An 11,634-nucleotide genomic window follows, 5' to 3' on the forward strand; every position below is an offset into this window, starting at 1 on the left:
TGTCTCACCGAAACCGGACTCGCGTTGACGACATCACGGCAACAACGTCAGTAACTCTTCGCATTCGCTGCACGGAAGTTGAGCCAGAGCCGCAACTCGCGTGCATAGCCGCTGAGCGCACGCTGATCCTGGAACACGGCTGTGTGGCTGTGTCTTTGCCTCCTTCCCCCCGTCTTCACCCTCTCCCGTAGAGACTCGAAGGTGACGCAGTCCGCCCGTCACATCCTCGATGCACGGCGCCGGATCACGGGACACCCGGGCGAGTCCACCCCGCTGCACCGCATCACCGACGAGAGGGCTATAAAGGCTCACCGCAAGAGGATGTGCGCGCACGTGCACAATCCCGACCCCAGCAAGTACGACTGCGACGAGTGCCCGGTTGCCGCCAGCAAGGAGGGCGGCAACCCGGCCCGCGGCAGCACCCGCATTGTCTCCGCCAGTGACAACCGCATCGCCGGCGCTCGCCTCGGCGGCTTCTACAAGATTCCAGCGCCTCCTCAACGGCGACGGCTACTACGTCCGCATCAAGTAGCGCCCAAGACGCCTGTCACACTGACCGTCCACAGACGTATCCGGCAGGCACCGCAAGATTGACGGGGGTTCTCCATGCAGCGTTCCAACTGGCCGGCCCTTCAGGGACGCACCCGGCTGTTGAAGATGAAGGAGTGGGGGGACCTGGCCATCATGGACCCCGACGCCGACAAGCCGCCACGCCGACGCGGCTTCCTGACAGCCGAGAAAGACTGGCTGCACATCGACGCCGGAAGCGCCCTGGAGAACCCCATCGTCACCCTCTACGCCGGAGACGACCCGGGAGCAGAGCAGGGCTGGGACGAAGTAGAAGAGATCACCGTGATCTCCACGACCGGCTTCCTCGCCCTGTGCGACAGCGGATACGAGCCTGTACGCAAAGAGAATCTGGCCACCGGGGGAGTCGGCCCCTACCTGATCCGCGTCCACGCAAAAGACCGGTCGTCGGAGGACAAGAAGCCTCGCTTCCTCATCCAGGTCATTCCAGGCGAGCGTTCGGAGACCGCGCCCGGGACGCCCCCCTCCACGATCGAGGAGGCCGCCGGTCCGCTCCTGGTACGGACGTCCTTCGAGCAGCCAGAGGCGTGGGCGCGCCTGCTCCAGGCCCTCGAAAAAGACCCGGAGCGCTACTACTCGGTCACCGTCATCGATAACCGCGCCTATGCGGGCTTCACGGCAGGCCAGATCCAGATGCGGATCGGGCGCGACGACGGAGACTGGCCCGACAGTACCCTCGTCCTCATCGCCGACGAGCGGGCCCTGGCCGCCGTGGAGCTCCCGCTGCTTGCCGTGAATAATCTGCCCGACGATGACGACGAAGCGTTCAGGATTACGCTCGCCGCAGCTGGTTCGTTCGTGATCAACATGGAGTTGGCGAACACGAGCTTCAGTGACTGGAGCCGTGGCATTGGCGCCGACGGCATCTACAGGGAAGAGCACTACTGATCCGGTGCCACAGCACGTGCCGGGGCCGGTGACCTGCTCCCGGCCATAGGACGTCTTCCCCCAGGGCGTCGGCGTCGCCGAACCCGAGGCCGTCCTGGACGACCCGCAGTGGGTGGAGCGGCGCGCTTGCGGCCGCCCTTGCAGTACCGGCGTGGTGGAATCCGCGTGTCTATGAGGCGGTGGGCCTGGAGCCGGAGGAGCGTGACAGCCGGATCGGGCCTCACGCGCGCCAGGGGCAGCACGGAACGTAGTTGCGGGCCGGGTTCTTCCGGACTGCTCCCCGGCCTGGTTGCCCGGCGATACCGTGGTGAGCAACGCCAGTTCTGCCCTCTGTAGCAGGCCCCCAGCTGCGCGAGTACGCCGACGAAGTCGAGCGCGTACGCCTCCTGTACTGGGTGACCGCCCTTCGAACCGTCGTCGTCGCCTACCTCGAGGTCTGTACCGCGACGTCCTGGACCAGGCCGACGGTGCCGCACCGATCCGTCGACGGCGCGTTTGACGTAGGGCTGGCCGTTGAAGTTGATGTCGGGTAGATGCATACGAACCCGCGCGGGGAGCGATCTGGTCCCGGGCCACGGCGGGCGCGCCCGCTGAGGCTGAGGCGTGGGCAGGGGTGAGGCCGGCCAGTGAGGCGGCCAGAACGGTCGGGACGGCGGCGGCGAGCAAAGCGCTCGCCCCTGTGCGGGAGCGCCGTAGACGCGGAAGCTCCCATGCCCTCCCTCTGTCCAGGCGGAACGGTTCGCCATTCCGCTCAGGGGCGACGTTCATTCAGATGAGCTGCAACACCAGCGCCGGCCGCACCCGCGCCGCATGAGCTGCTGCTGCGGTGCGTGAGGGACAGGGCTGGGGGAACCATGCATGGCAGCACGCAGCGCTCGCATATGCCCCTGACCTGCTGAAAGAAACACACATTTTATGTGCTTGTAGGCGTGATGTAAGGGCATGAGGTGGCCAGGAGGTTGATAGCAATGGTTCCCCTGCTTCTGGTTCTTCTGCTGGCTCTGATCCTCTTCGGTGCCGGTTTCGCGCTGAAGGCACTGTGGTGGATCGCGGTGATCGTGCTCGTCGTGTGGCTGCTGGGCTTCGTCGTCCGCTCCGCGGACAGCGGCGGCCGAAGGGGCCGCTGGTACCGCTGGTAGACGCACCGCACACGAGCAACGCGCCACGCGCGTAATGCGCTTTTTGGGCCCGGCCAGACACGGCCGGGCCCAAAAAGCGTGACCAGCCCAGTGGTTGGGAGGTACCAGGCTTATCGGACGCACCGCAGGGTACGTGAACCATGCAACGGCCCCGCAGACTCAGCAGTGGAACCCTGCTCCTCCTGTCTGCGGGGCCGCTGCCCATGCCCTTCGAATCCATCTGGGGGCCGGCCGTCGATCTCGAGAACCGGACACTCGGGGCGGGCCGCTGGACAGGTGCTGCTGGACATCCACGGGTAGCGGACCGAGGAATTCGCAATGCGACTCGGCCAGCCGAGCCAGGGCTTCTTGATCGGGCGGGACAGCCCTATCCCGGCCCCTGGTGTGGTCCACAGCCGCAACGTGCCCGGTGAACGGGTCGCTCCGCCGGCGCGTCGCAGCCCGGGCACGTGTGGGGCGTGTCCGGGCTGCTCGGCCGGCTGCCGTGAGGGCCGCTGTGTCAGGCGGCGAGGGTCTTGTGAAGGGCGTCGAGGCCGTCGCGGTAGATGCCCGTGAACAGGTCGACGACCTCCGCCTCGGTGGCGCCGTTCGGGGTGAAGCGGCCGGACCACTGGACCTCGGCCGCGTTCTCCTCGCCGGGAATCGCATGGACCCGGACCGTGGACACGTAGCCGTCGACGGGGAACGGGGCCTGGAGGATGGCGTAACTGTAGTGGCGCTCGGCCTCGTTGAAGTGGACGAGACGCTCGATGATGTCCTCGCCCTCGGGGTTCTTCAGCCGGCGCACCCGGCCGCCTTCGAGCGCGGTGCTCTCGGGGATGTAGGGCAGCCAGTCGGGTAGGGCGTCGAGGCCGCCGATGAGGCTCCAGACCTTGTCGGGCGGGGCGGGCACGATACGGCTGACGGAAGTGGAGGCCATGGTCGTTCTCCTGGAACGCGGTGCGGGGGAAGGGTGCCGGGGGTGGGGGTCAGGCGCCGTCGGGGAGCGGGGCGGCCGGGCTGACCAGACCGCTCGCGCGCAGGTCGTGCCAGAACGCGGCCGGGATGTCCTCGCTCAGGGCGGCGGTGTCCTCGGCGATGCGGCCGGGCCGGGTGGCGCCGGGGATGACGGCGGTGGCCACGGGGTGGGCGAGGGAGAACTGCAGGGCGGCAGCCTTGATGCTGATGCCGTGCTCGCCGGCGAGGGCCTTGAGCCTGCCGACGCGCTCGACGATCTCCGGCGGGGCCTGCTGGTACTCGAAGTGGCTGCCGCCGGCGAGGATGCCGGAGCTGTAGGGGCCGCCGACGACCATGTCGACATTCTGGTCCTGGGCCATGGGCAGCAGCCGCTGCAGGGCGTGCGTGTGGTCGAGGAGGGTGTAACGGCCGGCGAGGAGGAAGCCGTCGGGCCGGGGCTCGTCGAGGGCCAGGGTCAGCTCGATGGGCTCGGTCCTGTTGACACCCAGTCCCCAGGCCTTGATGACGCCCTCGTCGCGCAGGCGGGACAGGACGCGGAAGGCTCCGATGCGGGCCTCCTCGAACTTCTGCAGCCAGGCGTCACCGTGGAAGTCCTGGGCGATGTCGTGGACCCAGACGATGTCGAGCCGGTCGACGCCCAGGCGCTTGAGGCTGCCCTCGATGGAGCGCTCGGTGGCCTCGGCGGTCCACTCGTGCACGATCCTGTGGGGGTTGCCGTGCTCGAACAGGCCGCCCTTCTCGCCGAAGTCGGGGACATCGGTCTCCGGCTCGTCCAGGACGACCCGGCCGACCTTGCTCGACAGCACGTAGGCATCGCGCGCCTTGGCGGAGATGACCTGGCCCAGGCGTTCCTCGGCCAGGCCCGCGCCGTAGAAGGGAGCGGTGTCGTAGTAGCGGATGCCCTGCTCCCAGGCGGCCTCGACGGTGGCGCGGGCCTCCTCGTCGGGGATCGCGCGGAACATGTTGCCCAGCGGGGCGGTGCCGAAGCCGAGCCGGCCGGGAAGGATGTTCTTGAGAGACATGGCGGTGCCTTTTCGATCGATCGGTATGTCCGCGCCGAGGTGTCTCCGGCGCGGTCGGGGTGAGGCGTCGGGTGGACAGGTGCCTCGGTGGTCTGCCCGCTCTGTCGGCACAGTCGTGGCACTGGGTGCTCACCGCGCCGGCAGGGCCGGGGCGCACTGCGCAGGATAGTTGCAGACGCGCGTTGTTGCATAAGACGGTAGTTGCATACGCTGGGTAATGCAAGTGGGTGCCGTAGCGCCCGGGAAGGCCCCGTGACGCTCGATCGGGAGCGTGCCGTCGCCCACGGCGCCCGACCGCCCCGGCGACGGCCCCGCTGCGGCACATCCAGCAGCCCGGCATCCAGCACACGCCGGGCCGGACAACAGGAGGAGTCGCGTGAGCACCCCTAAAGTCAACTGGTGACGGACGATCTTCTCCGCAGGCTGCTGCCTACGACCAGCGTGAGCGCCCCGAGAACCGGTCACACCGGCCCTTTGACTGCGAGTTCAAGTTGGCGGAGGCTCAGTGGACTCCACCCGGTGGACTCCACTCAGTGGGCTGCACCGAGTGGGCTCCACTCCGGTGCGCCGGATGACGATGGACGCCACCGTGGGGCGCACCGCGATGGTGCGCCGCTGTCAGTGCCTGCTGGCAGGATCACCGGCATGACACCGTTGCTTCTCACCGACATCGAACGTGCTGTTCGTAGCAGTTGGAGTGCCGAGACGTGCACGCCCGGATATCGGCCTCGCTGGACCAAGGAAAATCCGGCCCGGGACCAGTGCGGGGTGACCGCCATGGTGCTCAATGACTTGCTGGCAGGGGAGTTGATCCGGGGGGAGGTCCACGTCAACGGAGAGCGTGTGGATTACCACTGGTGGAACCGTCTGGGCATGGGCATTGAGATCGACCTCACCCGCGAGCAGTTCGGGCCGGAGGAGATCGTCACTGGAGGCGTCGTGATTCCCCGCCCGCCCGTGACCGAGTGGCGCAGGCTCCGTGAGGAGTACGAGCTTCTCCGCGACCGCGTCTTGGAGAAGCTCAACCGGCAGCAGGGGGCGGCCTCTGCGACGGCGTCTCGTCAGCCGGCTTGAACCTGTTCGGCTCGTGCGCGGGTGGTGGCCAGGCGGTAGGAGTCGGTGCCGGTCTCGGTGATCGTGCCCGTTGAAGGTCAGGCGATCGACGATGGCCGCGCAGAGGGGGGTCGGTGAAGGTCTTCGTCCAGCCGCCGAAGGACTCGTTGGAGGCGATGGCGACGCTGTTCTTCTCCTCGCGCTCGGTCAGCACCTGGAAGAGGAGTTCGGCGCCGTGCCGGTCGAGTTCCATGTATCCGAGTTCGTCGATGCAGAGCAGGTCGACGCGGCCGTAGCGGGCGATGGTCTTGTTCAACTGCTTCTCGCCGGCCGCCTCGACCAGCTCGTTGACCAGCTTCGTGGCCAGTGTGCAGCGGACCCGGTAGCCCTTCGTAGCGGCCTCCGCGCCCAGGGCGATGAGCATGTGCGACTTGCCGGTGCCCGAGTCGCCGATCAGGCAGAGCGGTTGCCCCATGCCCGGCGGGTGGGTCTCCGGGACGAGCACCTCGATCGGCGCCTTGCCCGCCGCCGCCGCGATCTGCGGCTTCCGGTCGGCGACATGGCGCCTGACCATCGGATACGACACGTCGGTGCCGTGCTCCTCGACCAGCCGATGGAAAATCCGGGTGACCGTGTGCCGCTGCTTGCGTGGCGCATCCAGGTCTGCCCGCAGGATCCCGTCGATAACTGCCTTGTGCGGATCCAGTGTACTTGCGCTCCAACTCCCGCATCGTCATGCCGGCCCGGTGGTCCCGACGGATCGCCGCGTACAGCTCGACCTTCGACATCTGTGGGGCCGCCGTACGGGCGCTCCAACCCGCACCGTGCGGCATGAGCGGAGGTCGTCCGGCGGCGTCCTACCGAAGCGTGGTACCTCTCGACGCGTTATGTGACACCTACAGCTTGGCCGACGAGGTGATCGGCGATCCGGCCGGGGCTGCGGAGTCCGGCACCCCCGCGTAGTCGGGCAGCTCGACGCCGTTGATCGCGCGCCCGACCAGCTCCGTGAACCATTCGCCGGTGAAATCGGGGCGCGGCTCGGTCTCTGGCCCGGGGACGTCGCGGCTGCGGGCGTTCAACCGGCCGATCTCCTGGTTGGCCTCGACGAAGGAGCGCATCCGTGCCTCGTAGCGGGCGAACCCGGCGTCGGGGTCCCATTCGGCGGCGGCCAGCTCTCCGGCAAGGTAGGCGCCGACCAGGGCCAGCCCGGTGCCCTGCCCGGACATCGGCGACGAGCTGAACGCCGCGTCCCCGAGCAGCCCCACCCGTCCACTCGACCAGCGGTCCATCACCACCTGGGCGACCTGGTCGAGGTAGAAGTCCGGGGTGTCGTCCAGGTGCGCGAGGATGTCCGGGGCGAGCCATCCCAGGCCCGCCATCCGCTCCCGCAGCAGGCGCTTCTGGGCCGCGACGTCACGGTGGTCGACGTCGAAGTCGGCCGAGGCGGAGTAGAACATGGCCATCGCCCGGGTGGCGTCCTGGATGGGCCGTAGGAGGGCGTAGCGCCCGGACTCCTGATCCTGGTACTCCAGCAGCCAGCGGTCCAGCCCGAACTCGTTGGGCACACTGTAGAAGGCCAGCATGTGCCCGAGGCGGCGGAGGAACCGCTCATGCGGCCCGAAGACCATCGCTCGCAGCTCCGAGTGCAGCCCGTCTGCCCCGACCACCAAGTCAAAGCGCCGTCGGTTGCCGCCCGCGAAGACGACATCGACCCCGTCCGCGTCCTGGGCGAGCTCGGCGATCCGGTCGCCGAAGACGTGCTCGAGCCGTCGCGGGTGGCGTCGTAGAGCACCTGGGACAGGTCCCCGCGCAGGATCTCGATGTCCGCGATGAACCCGTCGCCACCGTCGTCGTCGGCACGGAAGGTCTCCAGCACCTGCCCGTCCGCGTCCACGGTGTGCGCGCCGGCGGTGTCGGTGCACGCCGCGCGCACCGCCGCGTCCAACCCCATGCGCCCGATGACCTCCTTGGCGACCCCGCGCGCGTCCACCGCCTGCCCGCCGGGACGCAGCTCGGGAGCCCGCTCCACCACGGTCACCGCAGCCCCCCGCCGGCACAGCCAGTGGGCCAGCGCGGGTCCCGCGATGCTCGCCCCCGCCACCAACACCCTGGGACCACTCACCCGCGCCCCCCACCCGCCCGTCCGGATCGCGTGGCCCTGGTCGGAGTCGTCGACGCTCATCACAGCCTCCATCTGCTTCCACCCACGCTGGAACGTCCCCGGCACAGGCCCACCGCTGTCGGTGTATCCAGCCGTATCGACCACGGATCCGCACAAAACTCATCGGTCACGGCAGACAGTGATGAGAAACGCCAGCCAGATCTGCGCGCAACACAGTGAGACGTTGAAAGGGCCAGTGAGAACGGACCTCAGTAGCACCCGCCACTCAAACTTCAGTGAGGCGAACCACCGGTCACCAAGGTTCAGTGAGAACACTCAACCTTCAGTGCGACGCGACAACCACGGCGCCGGGCGCGGGCGTGTCCGAAGCGACACACAATTCGAACAAGAGATCTAACACCGGTATGGACGTGACCGACTTCCCCGACGACCTGGTGCAGACGCAAGCCGCCTGGAACGCCACCTATCAAGCGCTCGCCGCACCCCGCCCCCGCGACACCACCACCCTGCGCCGCCGCCTGCTGCTCCTGTCCGTACGGCCGTGGTGGCACCCTTACTGGGAAACCGTCCCCTCGCTGCCGGCCACACGCTCCGAACTGCGCCACCTCGCCCGCGCCCACGGAACCGTCCGGGCCGCGTGACCGGTCGCCCCGGTCGACCAGGAGCACGAGGTTGCGGCAAGGGTGCGCCCCTCACGCCTCGCCAGGCTGCGCTTGGTAGCGGAGTCGGCGTCGTGAACCAGTCGCAGGTGACGGTCCCGGCCGTGACTAGCCGAAGGCGGTTAGCCCAAGAAGATGGTCATATAGGCGTGTCTGTCCTGCTTCCCGGGGTGTCCGGCGCACCATGAGGGAGGCGCCCCACCCGGGCCGCCAAGACCTCCCACGTAGTGCGCAGTTCGCCACAGAAAGCAGGTCATTCATGCGCGCCGGACGCCGCTTCAGTTCGCTTCCCCGCTACCAAGGCGTGTGGGCCGCCGGCCTCGCGGTCCTGCCGGCCCTCCTCGCCCTTAGCACGGCCACGCCCGCCGCGGCGGCCGTACCCGCTCACCACAAGGCCCAGCAGCATGTCCGCTACGTGCAGGTGTCCAACACCCAGACGTGCAACCCCGACGGCCTGTGCACCATCACCGCCACCTGCCCCTCCGGGACGGTGGTCACGGGCGGCGGCGTCTCCGAGACCCCCCTGATCAGCAGCGGCGTGTACCTCATGGAGTCCGAGCCGACCAGCAACCGCACCTGGCGAGGCACTCTGCGCAACGCCAGCGCCTTCCCCGTCCAGGTCACCGTCACGGCCGTCTGCGCCCGCATCCCCGGCGTCTGACCCGGCCCCTCCGCTCTGCCCGAAGTCCGCGTCGAGGAACCGACGCGGACTTCCGGCTGTGACGGGCGGGCCCACCTCACGGTCGGGGCGCCCTGACCGGCACCACCGGGCACCCACTTCCTCACCTCCCGGACTCCCGAGAGCCGCAGGCACTGGCGGCGTGCTTCGGGGTACATGCTGCGGGTGCGTGGCGGCCGGCACCGTTCAGGTGCACCAGGCGCCGTGGCACGGTCCGTGCGGGAACGACCGGAAGGCCAGGGGTATGGCGCGTACGCGGGCAGAGGGCGGCCACGCCGGCAGTCGTCATACGTGTAGGCGGTCCCGGCATGGCGCTGTCGCCGCCACGAGCCCTCGACGCTCCCCCCGCATCCGTCGGCCGCGCGCACAGGCAATTCCCGCGTGCTTTAAGGAGGCCCGTATGGGCCACGACATGTACATCCATGACCCGGTGACGGATGAGAAGGAAGCCAGGTACCAGAAGGCGCGCGAGGCGTTCGACGCGGTGGTCCGCGAGTGTAGGCCTGCAGCAGCCTGAAGGGGCCGAGGCCGCTGGCAGTCAGGAACGGCAGTCCTGCTTGAGGTCTGTCATGAGGGCTGAAAACCTCGTGGACAACGCCCTGCGGCACGGTCACGTGACCGTGCACGTGACGGCCGCCGTCCACGACGACACGCTGCGGCTGAGCGTCCTGGACGAGGGCCCGGGCTTCCCCTCGCAGTTGCTGCCCCGCGCGTTCGACCGGTTCGCCCGCGCCGAGGCGAGCCGCACCAGCGAGGGGTCCGGCCTCGGACTTGCCTTCGTGGAGGCCGTGGCCGTCGCCCACGGCGGCACCGTGCACGCCGAGAACGCCGGGAAGGGCACGGCCGTCACCCTCGACCTGCCCTGCTGATCGCCCCCGACGGCAGGTCCGCGGCGCCCCGCACCCGCTCACCGCTCCGTTCGGGGCCGGTTCACGGCCGGCGTCGGACCGCCGGCCCAACCACGCGAGCACCGCGCCCGCCCCGGTCAGCGCCGCCAGCGCCGCGCACCCGTAGCTCAGCGTGGCGGACGAGGCGACCGCCGCGACCAGCAACGGATCGCCCACCTCACCGAGTTCCCGCCCGAGCTCGGCGGCGCCCATGGTCTACCCGAGGCGCTCCGCAGGAGCGCCCCTGGCCAAGACGGCGAAGCCCAGCGGGGTGATCAGCCCCGTCCCGCTTCCGACGAGGGCGGTACGCACGACGACGCAGGCCGGTGCTTCCACTGCGACGGGACCGGGCTTGCCCGCCCGCTGTAGAAGCCTTCGCTGTCAGCCGGCCACGACGTCGCGTAGTTCCCGGACAGCGCGTTCGTGGTGGTGCTGGGCGGGGATCGCCTCGTACAGGTCCACGGCGAGGTCGGCGGACCGGGCCGGTGCGGTAGTCCGCAGGCAGTGCTGTCAGGGCGGCGACGGTGCGACGGCTTGCCTGCTCGGAGTCGCCGTCGTGATGGGAGCAGGCGGCGTCGATGTTCAGCAGGGTGCGCGTCATGGTGCTGATCGACGCGGACAGTTCCAGGGCGCGCTGCTGGCTTTCGCGGGCGCGGCGGGTGTCTGCGAGCGTGGTAAAGGCGTGGCTGAGGTGGACGTGGTGCTTCTGCTCGGAGTACGTCAGCCATGTATCCGACCGCTCGGACTCGGAGAGCCGGCCCATGAGAGCGTCGGCGGCCTTGAGCGCGGCGCGGGCCTGCTCGGCCTGGTGGTTGAGGGCGTAGGCGCGGGCGGCAACGGCGGCCGCCGGCACCGCGTCGGCGGTCAACCCGGTGCCGGCGGCTTGCCGGGCCTGGTCGGCGAGACCGGCCGTCGCTTTCGGGGCGCCGTAGTTGAGCGGCACCATCGCCTCACGGGCGAGGACCGAGGCGTGCAGCTGCTGGTCGCCGGATTCGGCGGCGGCCCGGGCTGCGGTGGAGAACCACGCGCGGGACTCCTTCCGGTTCCCCAGGTCGCGTAAGACGATCGCGGTCATCCCGGCCATCTGCCCGGCCGTCCGGCACAATCTGGCCCGGACCGGTGCGGGCTGCGGGATGGTGAGCAGCGGGCGCAGGGTCGGTCAGCAGATGGCGCGGCACTTGGGCGGGTGACGGCGGTAAGTCGTCCACAAGCCCCACAGAATCCCTGGAATGACAGTGCGTCAGCCCGACGACCACACCCACCGTGGGGGCCCCGTCACGGGATTATCGCCCGCGCGGTTCGCGGCTGTACTGGCGATGTTCGCGGCCGCGGCTATCCAGGTCCGGCCACCAGTCCCGCAGGAGGATTCCATGCAGAGTCCCGCCACACTCCCGCCCGCCACGTCCGGGCCACAGGCCGGCGGCCTGGTCCGCTCCCGCCGGTCGATCGTCGCCGCCCGGGGCCGCAACGCCGTCCCCTCGGACGGCGGCGGCACCGGCCGCAGCGACGGCGACGACTGACGATCGGGAGCCCCACGCGATGACGCGCCTGTCCATCGCGGCGTGGGGGGGGGGGGGGGGGGGGCGCCCCCCCCACGACCCCCCCACAACCCACCAAAACACCCCCCACCCCGGGGGGAC

General features: G+C 69.5%; 12 protein-coding genes and 2 pseudogenes. 8 read left to right on the forward strand and 6 right to left on the reverse strand.

What is annotated here, in order from left to right; all coding sequences use genetic code 11:
* Positions 1-201 precede the first annotated feature (201 nt).
* The 3 genes from AB0B40_RS37290 (at position 202) to AB0B40_RS37300 (ending at position 2,615) form a co-directional block, all read left to right on the forward strand.
* On the forward strand, positions 202-594 hold the full coding sequence (locus tag AB0B40_RS37290; protein ID WP_345049694.1) for a NucA/NucB deoxyribonuclease domain-containing protein: 393 nt from the start codon (positions 202-204) through the stop codon (positions 592-594).
* Positions 595-606: 12 nt separating this feature from the next.
* Positions 607-1,476: a hypothetical protein gene (locus AB0B40_RS37295; protein WP_345049690.1), complete on the forward strand. Its 870-nt coding sequence runs from the start codon at positions 607-609 to the stop codon at positions 1,474-1,476.
* Between the two features lie 968 nt (positions 1,477-2,444).
* Entirely contained in the window at positions 2,445-2,615 is a 171-nt protein-coding gene (locus AB0B40_RS37300; RefSeq protein WP_086727732.1) for a hydrophobic protein, read from the forward strand.
* A 499-nt stretch (positions 2,616-3,114) separates the two neighbouring features.
* Here AB0B40_RS37300 and AB0B40_RS37305 read toward each other — a convergent pair whose 3' ends face one another.
* Together AB0B40_RS37305 and AB0B40_RS37310 are read right to left on the reverse strand one after the other, a co-directional pair.
* A complete protein-coding gene (locus AB0B40_RS37305; protein ID WP_362268046.1) occupies positions 3,115-3,534 on the reverse strand; it encodes an SRPBCC family protein in 420 nt (139 codons plus the stop codon).
* A 49-nt stretch (positions 3,535-3,583) separates the two neighbouring features.
* On the reverse strand, positions 3,584-4,594 hold the full coding sequence (locus tag AB0B40_RS37310; protein ID WP_345049682.1) for an aldo/keto reductase: 1,011 nt from the start codon (positions 4,592-4,594) through the stop codon (positions 3,584-3,586).
* A 645-nt stretch (positions 4,595-5,239) separates the two neighbouring features.
* Between AB0B40_RS37310 and AB0B40_RS37315 the strand changes: the two genes are divergently transcribed.
* The gene (locus AB0B40_RS37315) at positions 5,240-5,668 is read left to right on the forward strand and encodes a hypothetical protein (RefSeq protein ID WP_345049680.1); all 429 of its coding nucleotides are present in this window, start codon (positions 5,240-5,242) and stop codon (positions 5,666-5,668) included.
* Here AB0B40_RS37315 and AB0B40_RS37320 read toward each other — a convergent pair.
* The 3 genes and pseudogenes from AB0B40_RS37320 to AB0B40_RS37330 all read right to left on the reverse strand — a co-directional run.
* Positions 5,656-6,116: pseudogene (locus AB0B40_RS37320) on the reverse strand (ATP-binding protein); the annotation flags it as partial. The gene AB0B40_RS37315 and the pseudogene AB0B40_RS37320 overlap by 13 nt on opposite strands.
* Positions 6,117-6,543: 427 nt before the next feature.
* The gene (locus AB0B40_RS37325) at positions 6,544-7,704 is read right to left on the reverse strand and encodes an FAD-dependent monooxygenase (protein ID WP_362268048.1); all 1,161 of its coding nucleotides are present in this window, start codon (positions 7,702-7,704) and stop codon (positions 6,544-6,546) included.
* Positions 7,605-7,841, reverse strand: a pseudogene (locus AB0B40_RS37330) (FAD-dependent oxidoreductase); the annotation flags it as partial. The pseudogene AB0B40_RS37330 and the gene AB0B40_RS37325, both read right to left, overlap by 100 nt.
* A 332-nt stretch (positions 7,842-8,173) precedes the next feature.
* Between AB0B40_RS37330 and AB0B40_RS37335 the strand changes: the two are divergent.
* From AB0B40_RS37335 to AB0B40_RS37345, 3 genes are all read left to right on the forward strand, one after another.
* Positions 8,174-8,410: a hypothetical protein gene (locus AB0B40_RS37335; RefSeq protein WP_362268050.1), complete on the forward strand. Its 237-nt coding sequence runs from the start codon at positions 8,174-8,176 to the stop codon at positions 8,408-8,410.
* A 277-nt stretch (positions 8,411-8,687) separates the two neighbouring features.
* Complete coding sequence (locus AB0B40_RS37340; protein WP_345049672.1) at positions 8,688-9,089, forward strand: hypothetical protein; 402 nt, start codon at positions 8,688-8,690, stop codon at positions 9,087-9,089.
* 587 nt (positions 9,090-9,676) lie between these two features.
* Positions 9,677-9,976 (forward strand): sensor histidine kinase, encoded by a 300-nt coding sequence (locus AB0B40_RS37345; RefSeq protein ID WP_345049670.1) that lies wholly within the window; start codon positions 9,677-9,679, stop codon positions 9,974-9,976.
* Between the two features lie 196 nt (positions 9,977-10,172).
* Here AB0B40_RS37345 and AB0B40_RS37350 read toward each other — a convergent pair whose 3' ends face one another.
* A complete protein-coding gene (locus AB0B40_RS37350; RefSeq protein WP_362268052.1) occupies positions 10,173-11,069 on the reverse strand; it encodes a hypothetical protein in 897 nt (298 codons plus the stop codon).
* Between the two features lie 295 nt (positions 11,070-11,364).
* Between AB0B40_RS37350 and AB0B40_RS37355 the strand changes: the two genes are divergently transcribed.
* A complete protein-coding gene (locus tag AB0B40_RS37355) occupies positions 11,365-11,514 on the forward strand; it encodes a hypothetical protein (RefSeq protein ID WP_345049667.1) in 150 nt (49 codons plus the stop codon).
* Positions 11,515-11,634 lie beyond the last annotated feature (120 nt).

The organism is Streptomyces sp. NPDC042638 (assembly GCF_040647235.1).
Classification (GTDB): Bacteria; Actinomycetota; Actinomycetes; order Streptomycetales; family Streptomycetaceae; genus Streptomyces; species Streptomyces rameus.

Excerpts from the sequence above, each read along its gene's own strand:
- AB0B40_RS37295 (WP_345049690.1), top strand. The coding sequence starts at position 607 with ATGCAGCGTTCCAACTGGCCGGCCCTTCAGGGACGCACCCGGCTGTTG.
- AB0B40_RS37300 (WP_086727732.1), top strand. The coding sequence starts at position 2,445 with ATGGTTCCCCTGCTTCTGGTTCTTCTGCTGGCTCTGATCCTCTTCGGT.
- AB0B40_RS37305 (WP_362268046.1), bottom strand. The coding sequence starts at position 3,534 with ATGGCCTCCACTTCCGTCAGCCGTATCGTGCCCGCCCCGCCCGACAAG.
- AB0B40_RS37310 (WP_345049682.1), bottom strand. The coding sequence starts at position 4,594 with ATGTCTCTCAAGAACATCCTTCCCGGCCGGCTCGGCTTCGGCACCGCC.
- AB0B40_RS37315 (WP_345049680.1), top strand. The coding sequence starts at position 5,240 with ATGACACCGTTGCTTCTCACCGACATCGAACGTGCTGTTCGTAGCAGT.
- AB0B40_RS37335 (WP_362268050.1), top strand. The coding sequence starts at position 8,174 with ATGGACGTGACCGACTTCCCCGACGACCTGGTGCAGACGCAAGCCGCC.
- AB0B40_RS37340 (WP_345049672.1), top strand. The coding sequence starts at position 8,688 with ATGCGCGCCGGACGCCGCTTCAGTTCGCTTCCCCGCTACCAAGGCGTG.
- AB0B40_RS37345 (WP_345049670.1), top strand. The coding sequence starts at position 9,677 with ATGAGGGCTGAAAACCTCGTGGACAACGCCCTGCGGCACGGTCACGTG.
- AB0B40_RS37350 (WP_362268052.1), bottom strand. The coding sequence starts at position 11,069 with ATGACCGCGATCGTCTTACGCGACCTGGGGAACCGGAAGGAGTCCCGC.
- AB0B40_RS37355 (WP_345049667.1), top strand. The coding sequence starts at position 11,365 with ATGCAGAGTCCCGCCACACTCCCGCCCGCCACGTCCGGGCCACAGGCC.